Raw genomic sequence first — 23,255 nt, forward strand, 5'->3', positions numbered from 1 at the left:
ATCTCCACTGCGGACAGTCCTGGAGACACCACTGGCACTGTGCTGCGGTCCCTCACAACGGGGTGACCGGGGTGGCGCGCGGCACGTACACCAGCGCGTCGTACGCCCGCGCCGGCACCATGGGCACCGTGTAGGTCCAGCTCAGCATGCTGTAAATGGACCGGTAACCGTCGCCGACGCTGCCCATGCGGATCTCCGAGCCGAGTAACCGCCGGTTGGCGGGGGTGGCCGAAGCCTGTGCGAGGTTCACGTAGCCCAGGGGCTGGGCGCCGAACAGCTTGGCCAGGGGCGAGTCGTGGCTCACGGTGAACTGCTCGCGTTCGCCGGAGGAGTCGTCGCGGCTGAGGAAGGTGCTGGTGGCGAACTCGGTGCCGATGGCGAAGTAGCCGCCGCCGTACGTCCTGGCCAGGCGGCGGCCCATCGACTCGAAGGAGAACGCCGCGCCGGTCTTGTCGAGGTGACTGTTGTGACCGGCCACGATGACGTGCTCTCGTCCGGTGCCGATGATCCAGTCGACGGCCTCGGCCATCCAGGCGTCCCGCTTGCGGGCGTAGTCGGCCCCGGAGAGCTGCAAGCGGGCGCCCCGGCCGATCGTCTCGGCGTGGTGCAGCGCGACGGCGAACGACTCGGGAGAGCTGAGCCGCACGTACGTGGCCTCGTGGTCGCGCATGCGGGTGGTGATCCGTTCGGCCGCGGTGGCGGCGGCGGCGATCTTCGTTTTGTCCTGTACGGACCTGGTGGCGTCGGTGAGGTCGGCCAGTGCCTGCTGGACCGGGCGGACCTGGGCGGGCTCGACCGTGGCGAGGTAGCGCAGCAGCCGCTCCTTGTTGCGGTCGTAGCGCTGCATGTCGAAGCCGTGGAGGCGCACCTTGGCGGGGGCGGCGACGGCGGCGTTGTGGTCGTGGAGCCACTGGAGCAGGCTTGCGGTCTCGCGGGTGCGGTAGATGTCGAAGCCGAGCGCCGCGGCCGCCTGCTCGGCAGTGCCCAGGCCCTCCACCACGTAGTCGTCGGCGACGGCGGTGCCCCCGAAGTCGGCCTCCAGGGCGACCGTGCGGAAGCCGTGCTCGCGCACCAGCCGCTGGATGACCAGCATGCGGGCCTGGACGAACTCCTTGTTGCCGTGCGTGGCCTCACCGACGCCGACCACCCGCTTGCCCGCGGCGTCGGCGAGTGTGGCCTGGTCGAGGGGGACGACGGCGCCGGACGTCACCCCCGCGGTGTCCGCGCCCCCGCACGCGGTCACGGCCGGCACGATCAGGGCGAGGCCCGCGAGCAGGCGGGCGAGTGTGTGCGCCATGTCAGCTCACGCCGACGGAGTCGATCTCGATCATGCGTCAAGTTCATCGGACGCGCGGTCGCCCGTCATCGGAGTCAGGTCGAGCGTGCGGTGGCGCAGGGCCAGATCGTGGACCACCGGTTGTAGACCTTCGGCGCCCAGATGTGAACCTGGGTCGCTAGGCCAGCCACCGGCCAGGCGCCTAGGCTGCGGGACGTGCCTTACCGTCCAGCGACCCAGCAGCTTCAGGGCCGATGGGGCACCGCGCTGCCGTACGTCTGCGCCGTGCTGCCGATGCTGTTCCACACGGCTGTCATCGGCGGGGTCGTCTCCCAAGCCCACGACCGGCTCCCGCAGGCGGTGCTGGACGTGGGGCTCGGCGTGCTCGGGCTGGTCCTGCTGGGCTGGCGGCGCCGGTGGCCGTGGCAGATCGCGCTGGTCACGACCCTGCTGAGCGGCGTCTCCAGCGTGGCCGGCGGTCCCGCGTACGTCGCATACGTCTCCCTGTGCGCGCATCGCCGGTGGCGGCAGATCGTCCCCGTCGCGGCGGTGCACCTGGCCGGGCTGGTGGCGTACAGCACCTTGCCGGCCGCGACCGAGGCGAGCGACGTGGCGATCACGACCGGCACCGTCGTCCTCGGCGCGCTGACCGTCGTCGGCCTCTACCATCGCGGGCGGCAGGATCTGGCCGCCTCGCAGCGGGAGGCCGCCCGGCTGGCCCACCGCCAGCAGGCGCAGCTGATCGAGCAGGCCAAGCTGGCCGAACGGCTCAAGATCGCGCACGAGATGCACGACGTGCTGGCGCACCGGATCTCCCTGTTGTCGATGCTCGCGGGCGGCCTGGCCTATCGCAAGGACCTGACGGGTGAGGAGGCCCGGGAGGCCGCGCTGGCGATCCAGGAGAACGCGCATCAATCGCTGGACGAGCTGCGCGCCGTGCTCGGCATGCTCCGGCGCGACGGGTGCGGGGGTGGTGGCGGGGCTGGTGGCGGCGAGGTGGAGTCGCCTCAGCCGGACCTGAGCCGCTTGAACGCGCTGTTCGCCGAGGTCCGGGCCGTCGGCCAGCACGTCGAGGCGGAGGAGACCATCACCGCCCGGGAGCTGCTGCCCTCGCAGACCGGCCGCCACGCGTACCGCATCGTGCAGGAGGCCCTCACCAACGCGCGCAAGCACGCGCCCGGCAGCCCCGTGCGCGCCGAGATCAGCGGCCGGCCGGGAGCGGAGCTGCGGATCCGGGTGAGCAACGAGGTTCTCGCGGGCGCGCCGGCGGGCTCCGGGGGGCGACTGGGCCTGGTCGGCCTGGCCGAACGCATCCGGATGGCCGGCGGCATGATCGCCCACGGCGTACGGGACGGGCGCTTCGTCCTCGACGCCTGGTTACCCTGGGAGCCCTCTCAGCGTGCCCCGACGGCCGACAGCGCCGCCGCAGACATTGACACGCCGTTGACCACAGTCACAGAAGCCGCGATCTGAGGCTGCCAGCCGAGCACCGGCTCCTCGCCGTCCTCAGAGCCGAATCATGCGGCCATCCGGTCACGGCCTTCGATCACGCGCTTGACGTCGTCGCGGCGGCTACAACTTCGACATTCGCCATCACGACCGTCGCCGCGGTGGCGCATGTGTGCACGGTGACAGCGCCGAAAGGCCGCACGCCATAAAATGTGATCATGCAGCCTCTGCCGGTGATCACCCCCGCCACCGTGGACGTGATCGAGGCCCTGACGACCGACCTGAACCCGCGCTGGGGGCTGGCGATCGCCAAGGCGGCGGGCCGCTCCCCCGGCACCGTCTACCTCGTGCTCGACCGGCTCGAACGCGGCGGATGGGTGATCTCCACCTGGGAGGCGGACTCCGCGCGGCAGGGCCCGCGCCGGCGCCTGTATCGGCTGAAGGGGGACGCCCTGCCCGCCGCACGCCGCGCCGTCGCCCGCCGCGCCACCGCGCACCAGCCGATCACCCAACCACTCCCCCACCCGGGGGTTTGAGGTGAACCCGCTGGTCAGAGGCGTCATCGTGACCGCGGCCGCGATTTTGCCCGGCAGGGCGCGGCGGGAGCGCTACCTGGAGCAGTGGCTGGCCGACGGGGAGGGGGCGGCGGAGGCGGGAATGGGCTCGCTGGCCGTGGCGCTGGGCGCGCTCAGGGCCGCCCTGGCGATGAACCTGACCCGCCGCTCGGCCGTGCCACTCGCTCTGGCGGCCGTTCTGGTGATCGGCGGGGCGCGGCTGGCCACGACCTCCTCCTCGCAGGTGCTCGGCATCGCCATCGCCATGGCGGGGGTGGCGTTGCCGCTCCTGCTGCTGGTCCTCCGCAGGTTCACCGAGCGCGACACGCTCGGCGACTGGGAGGACACGCTCGCCGCCAGGCAGGCGGGGCTGTCGAGGGGGCGGCCCGCGGATCGGGGGGCGGCGGGGAAGCGGCTGCTCCCCCTTCTCCTGGGTGCCGCGCCAGTGATCCTGGCGGCGGTGCTGCTGCTCGTCTTGTTCCGGTGAACGGGTCCTTCGGATGACTGCGGCTCGGAACCGCCTGGCCGGGGAGTTGCGCGTCGTGCTCATCGGGACGGGGGCAGCCGCCGTGGCCGCGGCCCGGGTCTTGGTGCACCGGGGTGTGCGCTCGTTCGTCCTGGCCGACGCCGGGTCGCGGCGGGAGGAGGCGTCGGCGGAGCTGCGGTCGCGGCCCTCGCCGGTGGTGGCGGAGGGGGCAGGACCGCTGGCGGCGGAGGGGGCCGGGCCGGAGCAAGACCGCCCGGCCGTGACGGCGCTGGCGAGAGAGGCCGGGCCGGAGCTGGACCGCTCGGCCGTGACGGCGCTGGTGGAGGGCGCGGGTTTGGTGATGGTCACCGCCGGTTGGAGCTTCCCCGCCGTGCACCATTGGGTGAACGAGAGCGGCGTGCCCGCCCTGCACGCGGCGTTCGGCGGGTTGCGCGCCAGGATCGGGCCGCTCGTCCTGCCCGGTGCGGGGGCGTGCTTCCTGTGCTGGCGCATGCGGGCAGTGGCCTGTGAGGACGACTTCGCGGCGGCCATGGCGCTGGAGGAGGAGGGCGATCGCGTCCGTGGTTTCCGCGAGCCGCCGCCGGTCCCGCCCGTGCTGTCCGCCTGGGCGGGGGCGGTCCTGGCGCATGAGGCGCTGGCGGCCACCGTCGGCCCGGCCCGGCCGCGGCTCGTTGGGCACGTGCTGGAGCTGGACGGGGCGGCCCGCACCGGGACGCTCCACCCCGTACTGCCGCGTCCCGACTGCCCGGCCTGCGCAAGACGTCCCCAGCGGAAGGGACCGGCGGCGCCCGACGAGCCCCACCCAGCCGCAGCGCAAGCATCAGGCGAGCCCAGCCCCACCGCACCGCGAGCGCCCGACGACCCCCGCCCCACCACAGCGCAAGCGCCCGACGAGCCCAGCCCCGCCGGGGCGACGGGCGCCGGAGGTCGCGGTCTGGCGGAGGTCACCCGGCAGGTGACCAGCCCCCTGTGCGGGCTGGTCCGCCGCCTGGACGACGTACGCAAGGATCCCACCGAGCCGAACCACCCGTTCATCGCCCGCGCCGAATTGTCCAACGCCCGCTTCATCAACGGCAGCGACGCGTTCGTAGCCTGCTCGGGCAAGGGCATCACCAGAGCGGAGGCCCGTGACGGCGCGATCGGCGAGGCGCTCGAACGGTACGCCGGCCTGACCTGGCAGCCGGCCCGGCAAACGAAGGCCAGGCGCGCCGACCTGGACGGCCCTTCACTCGACCCGCACGACCTGGTCCTGTACGCCGACCACCAGTACGCGGCCCTCCCCTACCCCCGCTACACCACCGACCAGCCCCTGACCTGGACGACCGCCCGTTCCCTGGCGACCGGCGGCGAGGTGTGGGTGCCGCTGCTCGCCGTCCCGCTCGCACCACGGCTGTCCGGCCCCGGGGAGTACTTGTTCGCCCCCACCTCCAACGGCCTGGCCGCCGGCTCGTCCACCGGTGACGCCCTCCGGCGGGCGCTGCTGGAGGTCGTCGAGCGGGACGCCTTCCTCATCGCCTGGGCGCACCGCCTGCCGGGCCGGTCGCACGACGCCCTCGACGTCCCGGACCGGGAGACGCGGCGCGTCGCCGCCGCCTACGCCGCCCGTGGCGTCACGATCACCGTGCATCGCCTGCCCACGGACGCCGCCGCCGAGGTCGTGCTCGCGATCGGCTGGAGCGACGAGCCGCCGGCGGCGGTGGCGGGGCTCGGCGCGCACGCCGATCCCCGGCTCGCCGCCCGGCGCGCGGTGCTGGAGGTGGCCCAGGTACGCCCGGCGCTGCTGGCCCGGCTGCGTGTGCCCGGGACGGCCGCCCGCATGGACGCACTGGCCGCGGACCGGCTCCCGGTCACCGGCCTGGACGACCACGACCTGCGTTACGCCCATCCGGACGCCGCCGCCCACGGCCTGCATCACCTGCGCTCGGCTCCCCTGACGCCGTGGGAGGCGGGCACGCGGGCGGGTTCGCTGGTCGAATCGCTGGTCGCGGCGGCCGGTGACGTCCTGTACGCGGACGTCACGCCCGCCGACGTCGCGGCGGTGGGCGTGCGGGTGGTGCGTGCAATCGTGCCGGGGTTCCAGCCGATCGCGTTCGGCGCGGCGCACGCGCGGCTCGGCGGGCGGCGGCTGTACGAGTTGCCGGAGCGGCTCGGCCTGCGCCCGGGGACCGCCACGCTCAACCTCGACCCGCACCCCCTGGCCTAGCGGAGACGGTGCGTCAGCGGCCGAGCTGGGCGAACCTGTCGAGAGCGGACCGTTCGCCGGAGGCCGCGTCGCCCGGCGCCAGGTGCGGGGAGGACCTCCAGCACAACCGGTCGTCCGAAGCCAGGCTCGGGGAGGACCTCCGGCACAACCGGTCGTCCGGCTGTACGGCGTACCGGTCCGTCGGGTCCACGGCGTGCTGAGCGGGCATGGCCATCCTCCAGTGCCGATATGAGCGCATGTATAGCACCGGCGGGCGATCGGGGGAAGCGTTCGCGCTCGTTCCCGGAGCCGGTGCGCCCTATTCTGTGGCGATGAACATCGAGTTCACCGGCGAGGTGTGGTTCTGGCGGGGGCCGGCGCCCTGGCATTTCCTCACCGTGCCCGACGAGGAGTGCCAGGACCTGGAGACGATCGCCGCCTCGGTGAGCTACGGCTGGGGCATGATCCCGGTGACGGCTCAGATCCGGGAGACCAGGTGGCAGACGTCGATGTTCCCCAAGGACGGGCGTTACCTCGTACCGGTGAAGGCGGAGGTGCGGCGGGCCGAGGGGCTGGACGTGGGAGACGTCGTGACCGTCCGCCTGACCGTCGGCGCATAGAGCCGCGCGCGGCCGGGATCGCGGCGATCACCGGCCCCTGGGGATGCGCCTTTCGCCGGCCATGGTCGAACGCCGTTACGAATGACCAAGAAAGGTCACTCCATTACGGAGCGACACCGGCTGAATAGACGAAATGCTGATCCGCTTCCGGGTGACGGCGAAAGGCGCCGGAGAAGGCCGCGGAACGGCCTTTTGGGTCTCCGTCATTGTGCGCGGCGCCCGGTTCGAGCAGGGCGGTCAAGCCGCGAAGCATGATCGGGGTGGCCGCGCACCCCAGGGCGGGATGAGAAGGGTGCCCGCACGCGCGGCGGCGCCGCGCGCGGAGGGCGCGGAAAGCCGCCTTATCCACGGCACGAAAGACCGCCTTTCGCCCTAACCCTTTCAAGGATAAAAGCACGCGCTCGCAGGGCTTTCGACCTCGCGACGGCTTTGGCGCAAACCCTGGCACAGAGGGCCCCCTCCTGTCTACAGTGTGGACAGCGAAATGTGGATTTCCCTGACATCTGATTACAGATCGGACAGACGTCGATCTCAAGTTCGCAACAGTATGGACTCGGCTATTTGTCCGAAACGTTGGCCGATGATCCTGTTGCGCATTAACCAGCAGCGCTGACCCTAGTTCGGACAAAGGAGAGCTGTCGTGACCCATAGGCGGAGACTTGGGAGATTCCTCACGGCGGTGACAGCAGGTGCGCTTCTGCTGTCCGCTTGCGGGCAGAGCGGCAACGAGGCCAGCAAGCCGACGCAGTCGGCCACGGGCGGCGCCGCCTCGGGGCAGACCATCACCTACGCCGGTGAGCAGGAGTTCAACTCCTACAACAGCATCGCCGTGAACAACCTGGTCAACAGCACCGCCATGCAGCGGGTGCTGCTCGGCTTCTGGTACTACGGCGAGAAGGGCGTGGTGACCCCCGACAAGGACTTCGGCACGTACACGAAGACGTCGGACTCGCCGCTGACCGTCGACTACGAGTTCAACGCCCAGGGCGTGTGGTCCGACGGCAACCCGATCGACTGTGACGACGCTCTGCTGTACTGGGCGGCCAAGTCCGGCAAGATCAAGGGCTTCCAGGTCGACGGCACCACCGGTGTCGAGCTGGTCAAGGCTCCGGCGTGCAAGGCGGGCGACAAGAAGTTCACCTTCGAGTACTCCGAGCCGTTCGCCGACTGGGAGAGCAACGGCCCCGGCGCCGCCGACGTGCTGCCGGCCCACGTGGCGTACAAGGCCGCGGGCATGAGCGAGGCGGACTTCATCGCCGCGGTGCAGGCGGCGGACACCAAGAAGCTCGAAGCGGTGATCAAGTTCTACAACGAGGGCTGGGTCATCGAGGGCGGCATCAAGGACATGTCGCTGTTCCCGGCCTCGGGCCCCTACAAGATCTCCGCCATGGAGCCCGGCCAGTCGCTGACCCTGGCCGCCAACGACAAGTGGTGGGGCGCCAAGCCGGCCACGCCGACCATCGTGATGCGCGTCATCTCGCAGGAGGAGCAGGCCCAGGCCCTGCAGAACCGCGAGGTCAACCTGATCGAGCCGCAGCCGAACCCCGACCTGCTCGCCCAGCTCCAGGGTATGCAGGGCGTGACGGTGAAGACCGGTGACGCCTACACCTACGAGCACCTGGACTTCAACTTCGACTCCAGCGAGTTCAAGGACAAGACGCTGCGCGAGGCGTTCGCCAAGTGCGTGCCCAGGCAGCTCATCGTGGACAACCTGATCAAGCCGCTCGCGCCGCAGGCGCAGGTGCTGCAGGTGCGCAACACGCTGCCGTTCGAGGCGGACTACGCCACCGTCTCCCAGGGCAGCGGCTCCGAGACCTACGCCCAGCCCGACGTCGAGGGCGCCAAGGCGCTGCTGGAGAAGGCCGGCAAGGTCGGCATGGAAGTGAAGATCGGCCACAACCTGCCCAACCCGCGCCGTACGCAGGAGGTGCAGCTCATCGCCGACTCCTGCAACAAGGCGGGCTTCAAGATCACCGACGCCGGTGACGAGAAGTTCTTCGAGGCCGGCGGTCCCCTCGCCACCAACACCTACGACGTGGCGCTGTTCGCCTGGACCGGCTCGGCCGAGGTGAGCGGCTGGAGCTCGACGTACACCACGGTCAAGGAGTGCAGCGAGGCCGGCAAGGAGAACAACAACGGCTGCTACTCCAACAAGGAGGTCGACGAGCTCATCAAGAAGCTCAACGCCGAGGTCGACAAGACCAAGCACCCCGCGATGATCGCCCAGATCGAGAAGGTGCTCTGGCAGGACCTGGCGACGATCCCGCTGTTCGCCCACCCGAACATGCTGGCCTGGGACGAGAAGCTGCAGAACATCGTGCCGAACCCGGCCCAGTCGTCCGTGACCTGGAACATGGACAAGTGGAGCCTGGCCCAGTAGCCGCCCGATCACTCTGAACCACCCGGCGCGGAGCGGAGGAGTCCCCGAGTCCTCCGCTCCGCGCCAGCACCACCTATGAACCAAGGGGGATAGCGAGTGATCGCCTTCATCGCGCGAAGACTGATCGTCTCCTTCTTCGTGCTTCTGGCGGCCACCATGGTCATCTACGGGCTGACGGCGCTCGCGGGCGACCCGCTGGAAGACCTCAGGGAGCTCCCGGGCCCTGACCGGGAGCGCAAGATGGCCGACCGCATCGAGCGGATGAACCTCGACGTTCCCCTCCCGCTCCGATACCTGACCTGGCTCGGGAACCTGTTCCGCGGCGACCTCGGCGTCAACCGCGACGGCCAGGACGTGGCCGTGCTGCTCGGCAACGCCCTGTCGGCCACGTTGCAGCTCGTCGTGGCCGCCACCGTGCTCGCGGTCGTCATCGGCGTCATCGTGGGCATCGTCTCCGCGCTGCGGCAGTACAGCGCCTTCGACTACTCGGTCACCTTCACCGCCTTCGTCTGCTTCTCGCTCCCGCTCTTCTGGGTCGCGGTGATGCTCAAGCAGTACATCGCGATCGAGTTCAACGACTGGCTGCGCGATCCCGTCATCCCGCCCACCGTCATCGGCGTGATCTCCCTGGTCGCCGGGCTGATCTGGGCCACGCTCTGGATCGGCGGCCGGCAGACGCGGCTGGCCGCGTTCGGGCTCGGCGCCGCCGCCACGGCCGTGACGCTGACGCTGCTGTCGGCCACCCGGTGGTTCGCCGACCCCGGCATCGGCGTCGTCCTCCTGGCGATCCTCGCGGGTGGCACGGCGGTCGGCCTGACCGCGCTGATCTCCGGGCTGCGCTACCGCGATCCGCTCTACGCCGCCCTCTCGGCCGCGGGGATCGGCGTGATCCTCTCCCAGCTCCTGGATCCCGTCCTGACCGATCCGAGCTGGCTGGAGATCTTCGGTCTGGCCCTGCTGACGGTGGCCGTCTGCGTGGGGCTCGGCTACGGCCTCGGCGGGCTGCTGCGCCGCCAGGCGATCCTCGCCTCCGTCCTGACGGGGCTGGTCACCGGCGGGCTGATCTTCCTCGACCGCATGCTGCGCGGTTTCGCGGACTACAGCGAGTACGTACGCGGCCGCCCGATCGCCACGATCGGCTCCAGCACCCCCAACTTCGAAGGCGACTTCTGGCAGACCAACCTGGATGTGGCGGGCCACCTCCTGCTGCCGACCATGGCGCTGATCCTGATCTCGCTGGCCACCTACACCCGCTACAGCCGCTCCAGCATGCTCGAAGTGATGAACCTCGACTACGTGCGCACCGCGCGGGCCAAGGGCCTGCCCGAGCGCACGGTGGTCACCAAGCACGCCTTCCGCAACGGGATGATCCCGATCACCACACTGATGGCCTTCGACTTCGCGGGCGTCATCGGCGGCGCGATCGTGACCGAGAACGTCTTCGGCTGGCAGGGCATGGGCAGCCTGTTCCTGCGCGGGCTGCAGGAGGTCGATCCGGCCCCGGTCATGGCGTTCTTCATCGTCTCCGGGACGGCGATCGTGCTGTTCAACATGCTGGCCGACATCATCTACGCCTACCTCGACCCACGGATCAGGTTGTCATGAGCGGGCAGTTCACACCCACAGGAGAGCCACCCATGGCGATCAGCGCGCAGGTCCCCGGGGCCGCGCAGGGCATGACGGTCGTCGCCCGCACCCAGAGCCAGCTCGTCCGCCGCCGCTTCTTCCGGCACCGGGCGGCGCTGGCCGGCATGCTGGTCTTCGGCTTCGTCGTCGTGCTGGCGTTCACCTCCATCGGGTTCGGGCCCATCCCGGGCTGGTGGGACAAGAGCTACCTGGCCACCGGGTCGGTGGTCGACCAGGGCAGGCCGACGCTCAGCCTGGTGCCGGAGTTCCTCGGCGGCGAGGGCATCCGCTGGGGCGAGCACCCCTTCGGGCAGGACAACATCGGCATCGACTACTTCGCGCTCACCATGCGCGGCACCCAGCAGTCGATCATCGTGGCGTTCATCGTGGGCATCGTGGCCACGACGGTCGGCACGCTGGCCGGCGCCTTCGCCGGATATTTCCGGCAAAAGGTGGAAGCGATCCTCATGCGGCTCACCGACGTGATGATCACCATCCCCGTCCTGATCATCGCCGCCATCGTCGGCCGGTCGTTCGGCGACTCGGGCATCGTCATCCTGGCCGTCTGCATCGGCCTGGTGACCTGGCCCACGCTGAGCCGGCTGATCCGCGGCGAGTTCCTGTCGCTGCGCGAGAAGGAGTTCGTCGAGGCCGCGCGGGCGCTGGGCACGTCCTCCCGCCGCATCATCTTCCGGCACATCCTGCCCAACACGGTCGGCGTCATCATCGTCAGCGCGACCCTGGCCATCGCGAACGCGGTGCTGCTGGAGTCGGCGCTGTCCTTCCTCGGCGTCGGCGTGCAGCCGCCCGACGTCTCGCTCGGCCAGCTCATCGACACCTACCGCAGCGCGATGACGACCCGCCCGTGGCTGTTCTGGTGGCCGGGCGTGTTCATCATCGCGATCGCGCTGTCCATCAACTTCATCGGTGACGGTCTGCGCGACGCGTTCGACCCTCGACAGACCCGGGTGCGTGCTTGACATGAAGGATTACCCCACCGAGGTCCCCGGCGAGATCCTGCGCGTGGAGGACCTGGCCGTGGAGTTCCCCACCGAGGACGGCGTCGTCCAGGCGGTCCGCGGGGTCTCCTACTCCCTGCACGAGCGCGAGGTGCTCGGGATCGTCGGCGAGTCCGGCTCCGGCAAGTCCGTCTCGTCGCTGGCCGTGATGGGGCTGCTGCCTCGCGGCGCCCGCGTACGGGGCAAGATCTTCTACCGCGGCGACGACGTGCTGAAGGCACCCGCCCGCAAGCGGCGCGACCTGCGCGGACGCAAGATCGCCATGATCTTCCAGGACCCGATGACCGCGCTGAACCCCGTGCACAGCATCGGCGACCAGCTCGCCGAGGCCGTGCTCGCGCACGACCTGGTGCCCCGCAAGCAGGCGCTCGCCCGCGCCAAGGAGATGCTCGACCTGGTCGGCATCCCGCAGGCCGAGCAGCGGCTGCGCAGCTATCCGCACGAGTTCTCCGGCGGCATGCGGCAGCGCGCGATGATCGCCATGGCGGTCATCAACAACCCGGACGTGATCATCGCCGACGAGCCGACCACCGCGCTCGACGTGACCGTCCAGGCGCAGATCCTGGAGAAGCTGCTGGAGGTCAAGGACGCCGTCAACGCCGCGATCGTGCTCATCACGCACGACCTCGGCGTGGTGGCGGGCATCGCGCACCGGGTGCTGGTCATGTACGCCGGCAAGCCGGTCGAGATCGGCGACACCGACACGATCTTCTACCGGCCGCGCATGCCGTACACCGCGGGGCTGCTCGGCTCGATGCCGTCCCTGGAGACCTCCGGCGGGCGGCTGCGCCCGATCAAGGGTGCCCCGCCCTCCCTGATCAACCTGCCGTCCGGCTGCCCGTTCTCGCCGCGCTGCCCGCTGGCCGACACCCGCTGCCACAGCGAGGAGCCCGCGCTGGTGGAGGTCGACGAGGGCGGGCACTACGCCGCCTGTCATCACTGGGACCAGCTGGCCGCGGTGGCGGATCCCACCGCGCTGTTCCGTACGGAGAGTGAGCCCGTCACATGAGCGATCAGGTCACGCAGGAGCACCTCCTCGAGGTGGAGGACCTGGTGATGAGCTTCCCCGTACGCGGCGCGGGGTTCCTGCGCAAGGTGGCGGGCCACATCCAGGCGGTCAGCGGCGTCTCCATGCACGTGGACCAGGGCGAGACCCTCGGCGTGGTGGGCGAGTCGGGGTGCGGCAAGTCGACGACGGGCCGGGCCATCCTCCAGCTCCACAAACCCACCTCCGGCTCGGTGCGCTTCGAGGGCACCGAGCTGACGACGCTGACCCCCAAGCGGCTGCGCGCCGTGCGGCGGGACATCCAGATCGTCTTCCAGGACCCCTACGCCTCCCTGAACCCGAAGCTGCCGGTCAACGACATCATCGCCGAGCCGCTGAAGGTGCACGACCGGTGGAAGGACACCGGCCCCGGCAAGGTGTCGGAGCTGCTGGAGCTGGTCGGGCTGAACCCCGAGCACGGCAACCGGTACCCGCACGAGTTCTCCGGCGGCCAGCGCCAGCGGGTCGGCATCGCCCGCGCGCTCGCGCTGGAGCCCAAGCTGCTCGTGCTGGACGAGCCGGTGTCGGCGCTGGACGTGTCGGTGCAGGCCGGCGTGATCAACCTGCTGGAGGACCTGCAGGACACGTTCGGGCTGTCGTACATCTTCATCGCGCACGACCTGTCCGTGGTCAGGCACATCTCCGACCGCGTCGCGGTGATGTACCTGGGCAAGATCGTCGAGACCGGCCCGCGTGACGACGTCTACGACCGCCCGGTCCATCCGTACACGCAGGCGCTGCTGTCGGCGGCGCCGACGGCCAACCCCGAGGAGGAACGCCGCAGGCAGCGGATCATCCTCACCGGGGAGGTGCCCAGCCCGCTGGACCCGCCGAGCGGGTGCCGGTTCCGTACGCGCTGCTGGAAGGCCCAGGAGATCTGCGCCACCGAGGAGCCCGCCCTGATCGACCGGGGAACCGGACACCCCGCCGCCTGCCACTTCCCGGAGGTGAACACGGAGGTGGTGTGATCGAGGTGGTCGTTCCTCGGGTCGCGCTGCGACGGCGTGGCCGCCGTGCTGGCAGTCGTCGGCGGTGATCCCGGGCTCCTGTGGCGGCCGACCATGTTCCACGAGGCCGAGGACGTCTCGCTCACCTGGCAGAACGTGCTCGTGCTGGTGCTGCTGGGCGCCCTGTCGAGACCACGCTCGGGTACTTCAACCGGCCGGCGGGGGACTTCATGGGGCTCAGGAGCGGTGCGCCCATCTCGCCGGCGTGGTTCGTCGCCGGGTGCCTGTGCTCGGCCGGGTTGCTCTGGTGGGCACGCCTTCTGCGGCGGGCGCCAGCAGAAGGATCAAAACCCCTTCTGGGGCGGGGGGCGCGTCTAGCGTGACAGTGAAAGCGGGATTCAGGACTATCCGGGGGGATGATTCTGTGACGTTCTCAACTGTCTTGGCGGTGTTCTTCGTGATCGCTGTCGTGGTCATCGCCGTGAGCATGTTCGCCTCGCTGACCAGCCGGCCGTCCAAGCGGCGGGTGTCCGGGCGTCGCCACCATCACCACCACGGCACCGTCTTCGGTGGCGGGACGGGGTGGGGTGGCAGTGACAGCAGTAGTTACTCGGGGGGTGACAGCGGGGGTTCCGGCGGGGGCGATGGTGGCGGGGGTGGGTGCGGCTGACGGCCGGCGGCGACCAGGGGCGGAGGTCGGCGGTACGGGCTGTGCTTCTCAGGCCGCCGACCAGCCGCCGTCCACCGGCACGATGGCGCCGTTGATGAACGAGGCCGCGTCCGAGGCGAGGAACAGGGCGGCGTCGGCCATCTGCTCGGGCTGGGCCAGCCGCTCCCCGAGGGCGAGCACCGGGCCGAGGCGGGCGGCGCCGGTCGGGTCGAAGGAGGTGCCGTCGGCGATGTTGGTCATCGTGGGGCCGGGCAGGATGGCGTTGCAGCGGATGCCGTCCTTGGCGTAGGCCCAGGCGACGCTCTTGGTCAGGCCGACGACGCCGTGCTTGGAGGCGGTGTAGGCGGCGCCGGCCGCGCCGCCGCGGATGCCGGCCTCGGAGGCGGTGTTGACGATGGCGCCGCCACCCTGGCGCAGCATGTGCGGCAGGACCGCGTGGGTGACCAGGAAGGTGCCGGTCAGGTTGACGCGCAGGACGCGTTCCCACAGCTCCAGGGGGATGTCGGCGGGCAGGGCCATGGTGTCCATGATCCCGGCGTTGTTGCACAGCACGTCGATCCGCCCGTACGTGCTGATCGCCGTTTCGACCAGCGCGGCCACCGAGGGCTCGGCGCTGATGTCGGCGGCGACGGCCACGGCCTGGTCCCCGATGGCCGAGGCGGTCTCGCGGGCGTTGTCCTCGTTGACGTCACAGGCCACGACGCGGGCGCCCGCCTTGGCGAACGCGACGGCCATCGCCCTGCCGATGCCGGAGCCCGCACCCGTCACGAGGGCGACGCGGTCGTCGAAGGTCATGGTCAAGGATCGTCCTTTCGATCGGGCTGAGCCGCTCCCGGGCCAACCGGACTGGATCGTCCGGTCGGTACCATAACCGTTGTGACCGCCGCCCGTCGACCCAACCGAGGCCCCAAAGCCGCAGCGCACAACCGGGCGGCGCTCATCGCGGCGGCCCGCGAGGCGTTTGCGACCACCGGCTACGACGCCTCGCTCACCGATGTCGCCCGGGCGGCCGGGGTCGGGCAGGGCAGCCTCTACCGCCACTTCCCCGATCGCCTCAGCCTCGCCCTGGCCGTCTTCGAAGACAGCATCGGCGAGCTGGAGGCGCTGGCGGCCGAGCCCGGCACGACCCTGGAGGAGGTGCTGGCCCTGGTCACCGAGCAGGCCATCGCCTCGACCACGTTCGTGCGGCTGGTCACCATGCCGCCGCAGCCCGACCCCCGCATTCTCGCGATCCGCGAGCGCCTGGCGCGACTGCTGGCGGCCGGGCTCGCCGAGGCTCAGCGTGCTGGGCGCGTGCGCGGCTCGGTGACGACGGGTGATCTAGTGCTGGCCGTCGGCATGATGGCGCTGATGCTCGCGGAGGTTCCGGCTGCCGAGCGTACGGAGACGGCTGGGCGGATCTGGGAGTTGCTGCGGCACGGGATCGAGCGCTGAAGCGTGGAGCACATGACGGCGCAGGCGCCTTCGTCAACCGGACTGGGTCAGCCGCAGGTTCGGTCGTCGTATTTGGCACGTTCCAAGGCGGAGTCGGTGATGAGCGCGGCGACTGCGGCGGGGTCGTCGGACATGCACACATGACCACATCCCGGCAACGACCCGACGTAGGCGCGGGGCGGGAGTTCGTCCAGGTGGCGGGCGATGCCGGGCAGGAGCAGCAGGTCGCGGGAGCCGAAGGCGACGGTCGTCGGGACGGTGAGCGGCGCCCCCGCGAGGTAGCGGCGCCTGGCGGTGGCCTTGTAGGTGGCGGTGAAGCCGGGGCAGCGGCCCATGGCCACGATGCCGGCGCGGGCCTGGGCGGGGGTGACCTGGGTGGAGCGGGCGTGGGTCTGGCCGAGGACGAGGACGCGTCCCAGGCGGTGGTTGACCAGGCGGCACAGCGGGCCGGTGGCGTGCTCGGTGCCCCAGCGGATCAGGCGCAGGCTGATGCGCTGGTAGAGCGGCGTGGTGCCGCGCCACAGCCCCGCCGGTGACACCAGGGTCAGGGAGGCGGCCGGGTGGATGGCGGCCAGCTCCAGTGCCATCCAGCCGCCGAGCGAGTGGCCGGCGAGGTGCGCGGAGGTGATGCCGAGACCTTGCAGGAAGTCCGCCACGATCGCCGCCAGGGCCGCCGGCAACGGCTCGATGCGGGGCGGCAGCGGCTCGGAGTCACCGAAGCCCGGCAGGTCCACGGCCACGACGTCGAAGCGTTCGGCCAGCAGGGGGATGACGGGGTTCCAGGAGTCGCGCATGGAGCCGAGGCCGTGCAGCAGCACCAGGGGCGGGCCGGCGCCTTGACGGGTGTACGCGAGTGACGACATGTGCCCTCTCTCCTCTCCAGAGCCTGTGGCTCTTCAGTGGTTGCGGGGGATCCGGCGGAGTTTGTCGGGGTTGACCACGAAGTCGATCTCGGTGATCAGGTCACCGGCCACGGTGAACCCCATCACCCCGACGACCGCCCCGTCCGCCTCGAACACCAGCCCCGCCGAGCCGTTGACCAGGCTCGGTCTCGGCGTGACGGCGTGCCTGGCCGCGACGCCGAGCAGCAGCCGCGCCACGTTCAGCGCGCCGGTGACGGGGCGGCGCGCCACCCCTGGCACCAGGCCGCCGCCGTCCGAGCGCAGCACGACCTGCGGGTCCAGCACACGCACCAGGTCCTCGACGCCGCCGTGGAAGCACGCGTTCGAGAACGCCTCCACCGCGTCGGCGTGCTGCCCGCGGTCGGGGGTGAAGCGCGGGGCGCGGGCACGGAGATGGCCCTTGGCCCTGGCCACGAGCTGGCGGCAGGCCACCTCGCTGCGGCCCACCGTCCGGGCGACCTCCGGGTAGGACAGGCCGAAGACCTCGCGCAGCACGAACGCCGTCCGCTCCGCCGGGCTGAGCGACTCGAGCAGGACGAGCACCGCCATGCTGACCGACTCGTCCAGGGTCACCCGGTCCTCCGGGCCGGGCTCCGGCAGGACGCCGACGAGCGGCTCGGGCAGCCACTGCCCGACGTAGCTCTCGCGCCTGGCCCTGGCGGAGCCCAGCTCGTCCAGGCAGATGCGGGCGACCACCGTGGTGAGCCAGGCCCGCACGTCCCGCAGGTCGCTCCCCCGCGCCCGGGTGAAGCGCAGGTACGCCTCCTGGACGGCGTCCTCGGCATCGGCCAGCGTGCCGAGCATGCGGTAGGCGACCTCGGTGAGGTGCGGCCGGTACCGCTCGAACTCGTGGGCGGTGTGCATACCTGTTAGACGACGAAGCCTGCTGCCCTGTGACGTCGTCCACCGGCCACCGCCGGGGCCGGAAACTTTCACGTCAACAGGGATTGATGAAGAGAACTTTCGAGGATATCTTCACGATCAAGCCGCCCCTCCTCCGGGGCGACGCGATCGGGCGTTCGACCGTACCCCCTCCACCCCTTGATCCCTGATTCACGAGGTGAGCATGCCCAAGATCGGAAAGCCCGTGCTGCCCCTGGCCTTCGCCCTGGTGGCGGCGCTGTTCCCCCAGCCCGCCTCAGCGGACCCCGTCGAGGCCCTGGCCACCACGCACAAGAGCCCGTTCAACTGCGGAAAGACGTTCAACGCCAACAACTGGTACCCCGACCACAGCCCTTCCGGTTCGATCGACTGGCAGGACTACGGCAGCGACGACATCAACGGCGAGACCGTACGCGCCACCGCCGCCGGCACCGCGTACTTCTACGACGCCGGCAACACCAGCTACGGCAAGTGGATCGAGATCCGGCACGGCGACGGCACCAGAACCCGCTACGCCCACCTCGCCACCATGGCGCGGGCGGCCGGCGGCTCGATGAGCGTCGGCCAGGGCACCGTGATCGGTACGGTCGGCTCCACGGGCGGCTCCAGCGCCCCGCACCTGCACTACGAGCAGCGGACCTCCAGCGGAGGGGTGGACACCAGCCCCACGGTGGACGGCGTGACCGTGGCCCTGGGGCAGAAGAAGGCCATCACCAGCACCAACTCGTGCGGTGGCAACCCGTACACGCCCGAAGAGGTCTGCGGCAGCGGCTACGCCGTCATCGACTCGGCCGCGCTCAGCGGTGGCCGTACGTACCTGCTCTACAACTCCGGGAACGGGAACAACTGCGTCGCGACACTGAAGACGACGAACGTCGGAACGCCGTCGTCGATGTCGGCCTTCCTCGAACCGCAGGGCGAGAGCAGGGCGACGAATTCGGGCAGCTTCAGCTACTACGCGGGGCCTGTCGTGCGGTCGGCCGCCGGGCAGTGCGTCAAGTGGGGCGGGTCGATCGGGAGCAGCTCGTACACCAGCCCCTTCGAGCACTGCGGTTAGGCGCCGCGCATCGCGTCCGAGACCGGTTTGGCGCCCCGGTGGGCCGTGTAGCCGCCGTCCACCGGGATCTCGGCGCCGGTGATGTACGAGGACTCGTCCGAGATGAGGAAGACCACCAGCGGGGCCACGTCGTCCACCGTGCCGGACCGGCCCAGTGGCGTCTGCGCGAGGTTGGCCGTGCGGAAGGCGTCCGGGGCGGAGGCGGTCATCGGGGTGTCGATGAAGCCCGGATGGATGGTGTTGACGCGGATGCCGCGCGGGCCCAGCTCCAGGCTCGCGGCGGCGGACAGGCCACGCAGGGCCCATTTGCTGGTGGTGTAGGCGACGGGGTGGTGCGCGGTGAGCGCCGCCGCGGAGCCGATGTTGACGATGGACGCCCCTGGGCCCATGAGCGGGGTCAGGTGCTGGATGCCGAGCAGCGGGCCGGTGAGGTTGACGGCGTGCACGCGGGCCAGGTCGGGCCCGGTCACCTCGGCCAGGCGGGCGCGCCAGGTGATGCCGGCGTTGTTGACCAGGCCGTGGACCTGGCCGTGTGTGGCGCGCAGCCAGGTGGCCAGGTCCGCCCAGGAGGAGGCGTCGGTGACGTCCAGGCGGCGGGCGGTGATGCGACCGTCGTCCCCAGCGGCGCCTCCGTCCAGGGCTGGTGGGGTGAGGTCGGTGGCGATGACGTGGGCGCCCTCGCGCGCCAGGGCGACGGCCGCCGCCGCGCCCTGGCCGCCGGCGGCGCCGGTCACCACGACGACCTTGCCTCGCACGCGGCTCATGCCGGACGCTGCCGGGGACGGGGACGCGCCTTGGGCAGCGGCAGCGGGTCCGCGCCGGCGACGACGGTGTTGCGGACGGTGCCGATGCCCTCGACGGTGATCTCGACCACGTCGCCCGGCTTGAGCGGCGGCGGGTCCTGCCGGCCGCGCAGCCCCCACAGCTCGGCGAGGCAGCCGCCGTTGCCGCAGGTGCCGGAGCCGAGCACGTCGCCGGGGCGGACGCGGGTGCCGCGCGAGGCGTAGGCGACGAGCTCCTCGAACGGCCAGCCCATGTTGGACAGCAGGTCGCGGCCGATCTCCGTGCCGTTGACGCTGACGGTGAGCGCCAGACGCAGGAAGCCGTCGGCGTCCCGGTACGGCTCCAGCTCGTCCGCCGTCACCAGCCAGGGGCCCAGGGTGGTGGCGGTGTCCTTGCCCTTGCACGGGCCCAGGCCGACCTGCATCTCGCGGGACTGCAAGTCGCGGGCCGACCAGTCGTTGAAGACGGTGTAGCCGTAGATGTGGTCGCGGGCCTGCTCCGGGGTGAGGTCGGCGCCCTCCTTCCCGATGATCGCGGCGACCTCCAGCTCGAAGTCGAAGGCGTGGCAGCCGGGCGGGATCGGCACGTCGTCGTGCGCGCCGATCATGGCGTGCGGGTTGCCGAAGTAGAACGTCGGGGCGTCGTACCAGGCGTCGGGGACGCCGCCGCGCCCCTCCACGCTCCTGCGCACGCCTTCGACGTGCTCCTCGAACGTGACGTAGTCGCGGACCGACGACGGCTGGACGGGCGGCAGCAGCCGCACCTGCGCCAGCGGGACCGGCTCGCCCGTCCGCACGTCTCCTGGCACGTTGAGCGGGCCGATCCCGTCGGGCAGCGGCCTGATCGTGTCGCCGTCCACGAGGCCGCAGCGGGTGCGGCCCTCGTGGGTGTAGGTAGCGATCCTCATCGAAGCGGCCCCTAGACCGGCGGGGCGACGAACACGCCGCGGTCGACGTCGTTGAAGGACTCCTTGGCCACCAGCTCGTTCATCGGGTTCGCGGTGCCCCACTGATCGGTGACCTCGGGCTCGGAGAAGTCGTAGACGTGCGGGTGCCAGGCGTCCTCGTCGAGCTCCTCCAGCTCGGTGGTGTACTCGATGGTGTTGCCGTGCGGGTCCAGGAAGTAGGAGAACGTGTTGTCGCCGGCCAGGTGGCGGCCGGGCCCCCAGATCATGCGGACCCCGGCGCGCAGCAGGCGTCCCGTGCCGTACATGTACTCGTCGAGGCCGCGCAGCTCGAAGCTGATGTGGTGCAGGCTGGCGTGCGGGCCGCGGGCGATGGCCATGCTGTGGTGCTGCGGGTTGCAGCGCATGAAGTGCATGACCTGGCCCATGCGGGGGTGGGCGAGGGTGTCGGACAGGGCGAAGCCGAGGTGGGTCTCGTACCAGACGCGGGTGGCGTCGATGTCGGGCGCGTTGAGCACCACGTGCGACAGGCGGACCGGGACCGACTCCTTGGCCTCCAGCTTGCGGTGCTTGCGGACGGCGACGTCGGCGGAGATCTCCACGGTACGGCCGTCGAGGTCGAAGAAGCGGAAGCCGTAGCCGCCGCCGGGGGTGTCCAGCTTGCCCGGCTCGGAGATCAGCCGGACCTCGGCGGCGCGCAGCCGCTCGGCCAGCGCGTCCACGTCGGCGGGGGTGGCGGCGCCGAAGGAGACCAGGTCGAGCCGCTTCTCCTCCGCCTTGCGCAGCCGGACGACGTACTGCTCCGGCGAGCCCTCGGCGGCCAGGAAACTGAGGCCGGAGTCGCCCGCGACCTCGGTCAGCCCCCAGACACCGGCGTAGAAGTCGCGCTGCTTGTCGTAGTCGGGCACGGCCAGGTCCACGTGCCGCAGGTGCGTGATGAGTCTCATGAAGGATCCTTCAGGTCGAACAGCCGGACGGCGTTGCCGCCACGGATGGAGGTGTCCGAGAGCCCGGCCGCGCGCAGGGCCGCGAGCGGGTCGGGGTCGCCCAGGTCGAAGGGGAAGTCCGAGCCGAGCAGCACCCGCTCGGGCCCGGCGACGCGGACCAGCTCGCGCAGGGCTGCCGGGTCGTGGGTGAGGGAGTCGAAGTGCAGGTCGCGCAGGTAGCTGCTGGGCTCGCGGGCGCAGCCGCGGGCGTCGGGCCGCACCCGCCAGCCGTGGTCGGCGCGGCCCAGGTAGTACGGCAGGTAGCCGCCGCCGTGCGCGGCCAGCAGCTTGAGCCCGGGATGCCGGTCCAGGACGCCGGAGAAGATCAGGTGGGACAGCGCGACGGCGTTCTCGACGGGCTGGCCGACGAGGTTGGACAGGTACCAGCGGTCCAGGCGCTCGTCCAGGGTGCAGCCGAAGGGGTGCAGGAACACGACCGCGCCCGTCTCGGCGGCGTGCGCCCAGAAGGACTCGTAGGCCGGGTCGGACAGCTCCCGGCCGGGGGCGTGCGAGGAGATCTCCACGCCCTTCAGCCCCAGGCCGAGCGCGTGGTCGAGGGCCTCGGTCAGCAGGTCAGGATGCTGGAGCGGGGCCAGCCCGAGTCCCTGGAGCCGGTCGGAGCCGCAGTGGGCGGCCACGCCCTCGTTCGCCAGCCGCCACACCGTGCGCGCCAGGGCGGGATCGGCCCAGTAGTGGTAGTGGGACGGCGACGGCGAGACGACCTGCACGTCCACGCCCGCCGCGGCCATCGCCGCCAGCCGGTCGCCGACCCGGGTGAGCAGGCCGATCCGCTCGCCGATCATCGCGCCCGACACGGCCAGCGCCTCGGGCCCGTTGCGGCGGGCGTCCAGCTCCCGGTGCGCGTCGTGGCCGGGACGCCCCGCCACCGCCCGCTCGATCTCCGGCAGCAGGACGTGCGCGTGCACGTCAACGGTGATCATGGGCGCTCGCTCACCATCGCCGCGATCGTGCCCATCAGGCCGGGCACGTCCGCGTCCCGCACGCCGTCGAGCTGCCAGCGGGCGAGCCGCACCGACGCCTCGACCACGGCCTTCACCCGGTCGTGACGGCGGTCCATGAACGCCTCGAACAGGTCCTGGTCGAGCCGGTCGGCGGAGAGCAGCAGCTCGGCCAGGACGGCGGCGTCCTCCAGGCACTGGGCGGCGCCCTGGGCCAGGGTGGGCGGGCAGGCGTGGGCGGCGTCGCCGATCAGGACGGTGCGGCCGCGGTTCCACGGGCGCGGCACGAGCAGCGACTCGAACCAGGTGTAGTTGATCCGGGCCGGGTCGGTGATGTCGGCGCGGATCTCGTCCCAGGCGCCGCCGTACCCTTCGGCCAGCGCCCGCATGTGCGCGGCCTTGTCGCCGACGGCCTCCCTCGGCCTGGCCTGCTCGACCAGGTACGCGTACATGGTCTCGGCGCTGGTCGGGCAGTAGCCGGCGATGAAGCAGGGGCCGCCGTAGACCAGGTCGGTGCGCTCGACGTCCTTGGGGCGGCGGGTGTGGATGCGCCAGATGCCCATGCCGACCGGCTCGGGTACGGCCTCGACGCCGATCAGGCGGCGGACCTGCGAGCGGATGCCGTCGGCGCCCACCACCAGGTCGTGGCGCCCGGTGGTGCCGTCGGAGAACCGCACCTCGCCGCCGTCCGACACGGCGTCCACCGTCAGGCCGTACCTGACGTGCGCTCCGGCGTCGCGCACGGCGGCGGCCAGGATGGCCGCCAGGTCCGGGCGGTTCATGCCCAGGGTGGCGGGCAGGTCGGGGCCGCCGGTGCGGGCGTCGGGGACCTCGGCGAGCAGGCCGCCGTCGGGGGTGCGCAGCCCGAGCGTGTCGAACGCGAACCCGGCCGCGCTGACCTGCTCCCACACGCCGAGGTCGCGCAGCACCCGCAGCGCGTTGCCCTGCAGCGTGATGCCCGAGCCGAGCGTGGCCGGGCCCGGCTCGATCTCCGCGATCTCCACGGCGACGCCGGCGCGGGCGAGCAGGATGGCCAGGGCGGAGCCGGCGGTGCCGGCGCCGACGATCAGGACGTTCTCTACTGCGGGCATGA

22 protein-coding genes are annotated in these 23,255 nt (G+C 71.4%); 12 read left to right on the top strand and 10 right to left on the bottom strand.

What is annotated here, in order from left to right; all coding sequences use genetic code 11:
• Window positions 1–52 precede the first annotated feature (52 nt).
• Window positions 53–1,297, bottom strand: coding sequence for an erythromycin esterase family protein (locus LCN96_RS33490; RefSeq protein ID WP_225266426.1), 1,245 nt, complete (start codon window positions 1,295–1,297; stop codon window positions 53–55).
• Between the two features lie 195 nt (window positions 1,298–1,492).
• Here LCN96_RS33490 and LCN96_RS33495 point away from each other — a divergent pair, with 195 nt between their 5' ends.
• From LCN96_RS33495 to LCN96_RS33510, 4 genes are all read left to right on the top strand, one after another.
• Complete coding sequence (locus LCN96_RS33495; protein ID WP_225266427.1) at window positions 1,493–2,749, top strand: sensor histidine kinase; 1,257 nt, start codon at window positions 1,493–1,495, stop codon at window positions 2,747–2,749.
• Window positions 2,750–2,943: 194 nt separating this feature from the next.
• Window positions 2,944–3,261, top strand: coding sequence for a PadR family transcriptional regulator (locus LCN96_RS33500; protein WP_225266428.1), 318 nt, complete (start codon window positions 2,944–2,946; stop codon window positions 3,259–3,261).
• Between the two features lies 1 nt (window position 3,262).
• Entirely contained in the window at window positions 3,263–3,766 is a 504-nt protein-coding gene (locus tag LCN96_RS33505) for a hypothetical protein (RefSeq protein ID WP_225266429.1), read from the top strand.
• A 55-nt stretch (window positions 3,767–3,821) separates the two neighbouring features.
• On the top strand, window positions 3,822–5,969 hold the full coding sequence (locus LCN96_RS33510) for a TOMM precursor leader peptide-binding protein (protein ID WP_225266430.1): 2,148 nt from the start codon (window positions 3,822–3,824) through the stop codon (window positions 5,967–5,969).
• A gap of 13 nt (window positions 5,970–5,982) precedes the next feature.
• On the opposite strand, the gene LCN96_RS33515 is transcribed toward LCN96_RS33510, so the two are convergent.
• On the bottom strand, window positions 5,983–6,177 hold the full coding sequence (locus LCN96_RS33515) for a hypothetical protein (RefSeq protein WP_225266431.1): 195 nt from the start codon (window positions 6,175–6,177) through the stop codon (window positions 5,983–5,985).
• Between the two features lie 103 nt (window positions 6,178–6,280).
• Between LCN96_RS33515 and LCN96_RS33520 the strand changes: the two genes are divergently transcribed.
• From LCN96_RS33520 to LCN96_RS57190, 6 genes are all read left to right on the top strand, one after another.
• Window positions 6,281–6,568 (top strand): DUF1905 domain-containing protein, encoded by a 288-nt coding sequence (locus LCN96_RS33520; RefSeq protein ID WP_225266432.1) that lies wholly within the window; start codon window positions 6,281–6,283, stop codon window positions 6,566–6,568.
• Window positions 6,569–7,247: 679 nt separating this feature from the next.
• Window positions 7,248–8,948, top strand: coding sequence for an ABC transporter family substrate-binding protein (locus tag LCN96_RS33525; protein WP_225266433.1), 1,701 nt, complete (start codon window positions 7,248–7,250; stop codon window positions 8,946–8,948).
• A gap of 96 nt (window positions 8,949–9,044) precedes the next feature.
• Window positions 9,045–10,553 carry an ABC transporter permease gene (locus LCN96_RS33530; RefSeq protein ID WP_225266434.1) on the top strand — a complete coding sequence of 503 codons (1,509 nt, stop codon included), beginning with the start codon at window positions 9,045–9,047 and terminating at the stop codon, window positions 10,551–10,553.
• 32 nt (window positions 10,554–10,585) lie between these two features.
• Window positions 10,586–11,554 carry an ABC transporter permease gene (locus tag LCN96_RS33535; protein ID WP_225266435.1) on the top strand — a complete coding sequence of 323 codons (969 nt, stop codon included), beginning with the start codon at window positions 10,586–10,588 and terminating at the stop codon, window positions 11,552–11,554.
• 1 nt (window position 11,555) lies between these two features.
• The gene (locus tag LCN96_RS57185) at window positions 11,556–12,602 is read left to right on the top strand and encodes an ABC transporter ATP-binding protein (protein ID WP_311131979.1); all 1,047 of its coding nucleotides are present in this window, start codon (window positions 11,556–11,558) and stop codon (window positions 12,600–12,602) included.
• Window positions 12,599–13,606 carry an ABC transporter ATP-binding protein gene (locus LCN96_RS57190; RefSeq protein WP_311131980.1) on the top strand — a complete coding sequence of 336 codons (1,008 nt, stop codon included), beginning with the start codon at window positions 12,599–12,601 and terminating at the stop codon, window positions 13,604–13,606. Before LCN96_RS57185 ends, LCN96_RS57190 begins: the two co-directional genes overlap by 4 nt.
• A 697-nt stretch (window positions 13,607–14,303) precedes the next feature.
• Here the strand turns inward: LCN96_RS57190 and LCN96_RS33545 are convergent.
• Window positions 14,304–15,050 carry an SDR family NAD(P)-dependent oxidoreductase gene (locus LCN96_RS33545; protein ID WP_225276114.1) on the bottom strand — a complete coding sequence of 249 codons (747 nt, stop codon included), beginning with the start codon at window positions 15,048–15,050 and terminating at the stop codon, window positions 14,304–14,306.
• Window positions 15,051–15,131: 81 nt separating this feature from the next.
• On the opposite strand from LCN96_RS33545, the gene LCN96_RS33550 reads away from it, so the two are divergent.
• Window positions 15,132–15,689: a TetR/AcrR family transcriptional regulator gene (locus LCN96_RS33550; RefSeq protein ID WP_225266436.1), complete on the top strand. Its 558-nt coding sequence runs from the start codon at window positions 15,132–15,134 to the stop codon at window positions 15,687–15,689.
• 47 nt (window positions 15,690–15,736) lie between these two features.
• Here LCN96_RS33550 and LCN96_RS33555 read toward each other — a convergent pair whose 3' ends face one another.
• Both LCN96_RS33555 and sigJ read right to left on the bottom strand, forming a co-directional pair.
• A complete protein-coding gene (locus LCN96_RS33555; RefSeq protein WP_225266437.1) occupies window positions 15,737–16,552 on the bottom strand; it encodes an alpha/beta fold hydrolase in 816 nt (271 codons plus the stop codon).
• A gap of 33 nt (window positions 16,553–16,585) precedes the next feature.
• Window positions 16,586–17,455 (bottom strand): RNA polymerase sigma factor SigJ, encoded by an 870-nt coding sequence (sigJ, locus tag LCN96_RS33560; protein ID WP_225266438.1) that lies wholly within the window; start codon window positions 17,453–17,455, stop codon window positions 16,586–16,588.
• A 202-nt stretch (window positions 17,456–17,657) separates the two neighbouring features.
• On the opposite strand from sigJ, the gene LCN96_RS33565 reads away from it, so the two are divergent.
• Window positions 17,658–18,530 carry a M23 family metallopeptidase gene (locus LCN96_RS33565; protein ID WP_225266439.1) on the top strand — a complete coding sequence of 291 codons (873 nt, stop codon included), beginning with the start codon at window positions 17,658–17,660 and terminating at the stop codon, window positions 18,528–18,530.
• Here the strand turns inward: LCN96_RS33565 and LCN96_RS33570 are convergent.
• The 5 genes from LCN96_RS33570 to LCN96_RS33590 are packed head-to-tail and all read right to left on the bottom strand — an operon-like array spanning window position 18,527 to window position 23,253.
• Complete coding sequence (locus tag LCN96_RS33570; protein ID WP_225266440.1) at window positions 18,527–19,294, bottom strand: SDR family NAD(P)-dependent oxidoreductase; 768 nt, start codon at window positions 19,292–19,294, stop codon at window positions 18,527–18,529. The genes LCN96_RS33565 and LCN96_RS33570 overlap by 4 nt on opposite strands.
• Complete coding sequence (locus LCN96_RS33575) at window positions 19,291–20,220, bottom strand: fumarylacetoacetate hydrolase family protein (protein ID WP_225266441.1); 930 nt, start codon at window positions 20,218–20,220, stop codon at window positions 19,291–19,293. The genes LCN96_RS33570 and LCN96_RS33575 overlap by 4 nt, the downstream gene beginning before the upstream one ends.
• An 11-nt stretch (window positions 20,221–20,231) precedes the next feature.
• Window positions 20,232–21,164 (bottom strand): VOC family protein, encoded by a 933-nt coding sequence (locus tag LCN96_RS33580; protein ID WP_225266442.1) that lies wholly within the window; start codon window positions 21,162–21,164, stop codon window positions 20,232–20,234.
• Window positions 21,161–22,144 (bottom strand): amidohydrolase family protein, encoded by a 984-nt coding sequence (locus tag LCN96_RS33585; protein WP_225266443.1) that lies wholly within the window; start codon window positions 22,142–22,144, stop codon window positions 21,161–21,163. The genes LCN96_RS33580 and LCN96_RS33585 overlap by 4 nt, the downstream gene beginning before the upstream one ends.
• A complete protein-coding gene (locus tag LCN96_RS33590) occupies window positions 22,141–23,253 on the bottom strand; it encodes an FAD-dependent oxidoreductase (protein WP_225266444.1) in 1,113 nt (370 codons plus the stop codon). Before LCN96_RS33590 ends, LCN96_RS33585 begins: the two co-directional genes overlap by 4 nt.
• Between the last annotated feature and the right edge of the window lie 2 nt (window positions 23,254–23,255).

The organism is Nonomuraea gerenzanensis (genome assembly GCF_020215645.1).
Taxonomy (GTDB): domain Bacteria; phylum Actinomycetota; class Actinomycetes; order Streptosporangiales; family Streptosporangiaceae; genus Nonomuraea; species Nonomuraea gerenzanensis.

Coding starts and splice junctions, on each gene's coding strand:
- LCN96_RS33490 (WP_225266426.1), bottom strand. CDS start 1,297: ATGGCGCACACACTCGCCCGCCTGCTCGCGGGCCTCGCCCTGATCGTG.
- LCN96_RS33500 (WP_225266428.1), top strand. CDS start 2,944: ATGCAGCCTCTGCCGGTGATCACCCCCGCCACCGTGGACGTGATCGAG.
- LCN96_RS33515 (WP_225266431.1), bottom strand. CDS start 6,177: ATGCCCGCTCAGCACGCCGTGGACCCGACGGACCGGTACGCCGTACAG.
- LCN96_RS33520 (WP_225266432.1), top strand. CDS start 6,281: ATGAACATCGAGTTCACCGGCGAGGTGTGGTTCTGGCGGGGGCCGGCG.
- LCN96_RS33535 (WP_225266435.1), top strand. CDS start 10,586: ATGGCGATCAGCGCGCAGGTCCCCGGGGCCGCGCAGGGCATGACGGTC.
- LCN96_RS57185 (WP_311131979.1), top strand. CDS start 11,556: ATGAAGGATTACCCCACCGAGGTCCCCGGCGAGATCCTGCGCGTGGAG.
- LCN96_RS57190 (WP_311131980.1), top strand. CDS start 12,599: ATGAGCGATCAGGTCACGCAGGAGCACCTCCTCGAGGTGGAGGACCTG.
- LCN96_RS33545 (WP_225276114.1), bottom strand. CDS start 15,050: ATGACCTTCGACGACCGCGTCGCCCTCGTGACGGGTGCGGGCTCCGGC.
- LCN96_RS33555 (WP_225266437.1), bottom strand. CDS start 16,552: ATGTCGTCACTCGCGTACACCCGTCAAGGCGCCGGCCCGCCCCTGGTG.
- sigJ (WP_225266438.1), bottom strand. CDS start 17,455: ATGCACACCGCCCACGAGTTCGAGCGGTACCGGCCGCACCTCACCGAG.
- LCN96_RS33565 (WP_225266439.1), top strand. CDS start 17,658: ATGCCCAAGATCGGAAAGCCCGTGCTGCCCCTGGCCTTCGCCCTGGTG.
- LCN96_RS33570 (WP_225266440.1), bottom strand. CDS start 19,294: ATGAGCCGCGTGCGAGGCAAGGTCGTCGTGGTGACCGGCGCCGCCGGC.
- LCN96_RS33575 (WP_225266441.1), bottom strand. CDS start 20,220: ATGAGGATCGCTACCTACACCCACGAGGGCCGCACCCGCTGCGGCCTC.
- LCN96_RS33580 (WP_225266442.1), bottom strand. CDS start 21,164: ATGAGACTCATCACGCACCTGCGGCACGTGGACCTGGCCGTGCCCGAC.
- LCN96_RS33585 (WP_225266443.1), bottom strand. CDS start 22,144: ATGATCACCGTTGACGTGCACGCGCACGTCCTGCTGCCGGAGATCGAG.
- LCN96_RS33590 (WP_225266444.1), bottom strand. CDS start 23,253: ATGCCCGCAGTAGAGAACGTCCTGATCGTCGGCGCCGGCACCGCCGGC.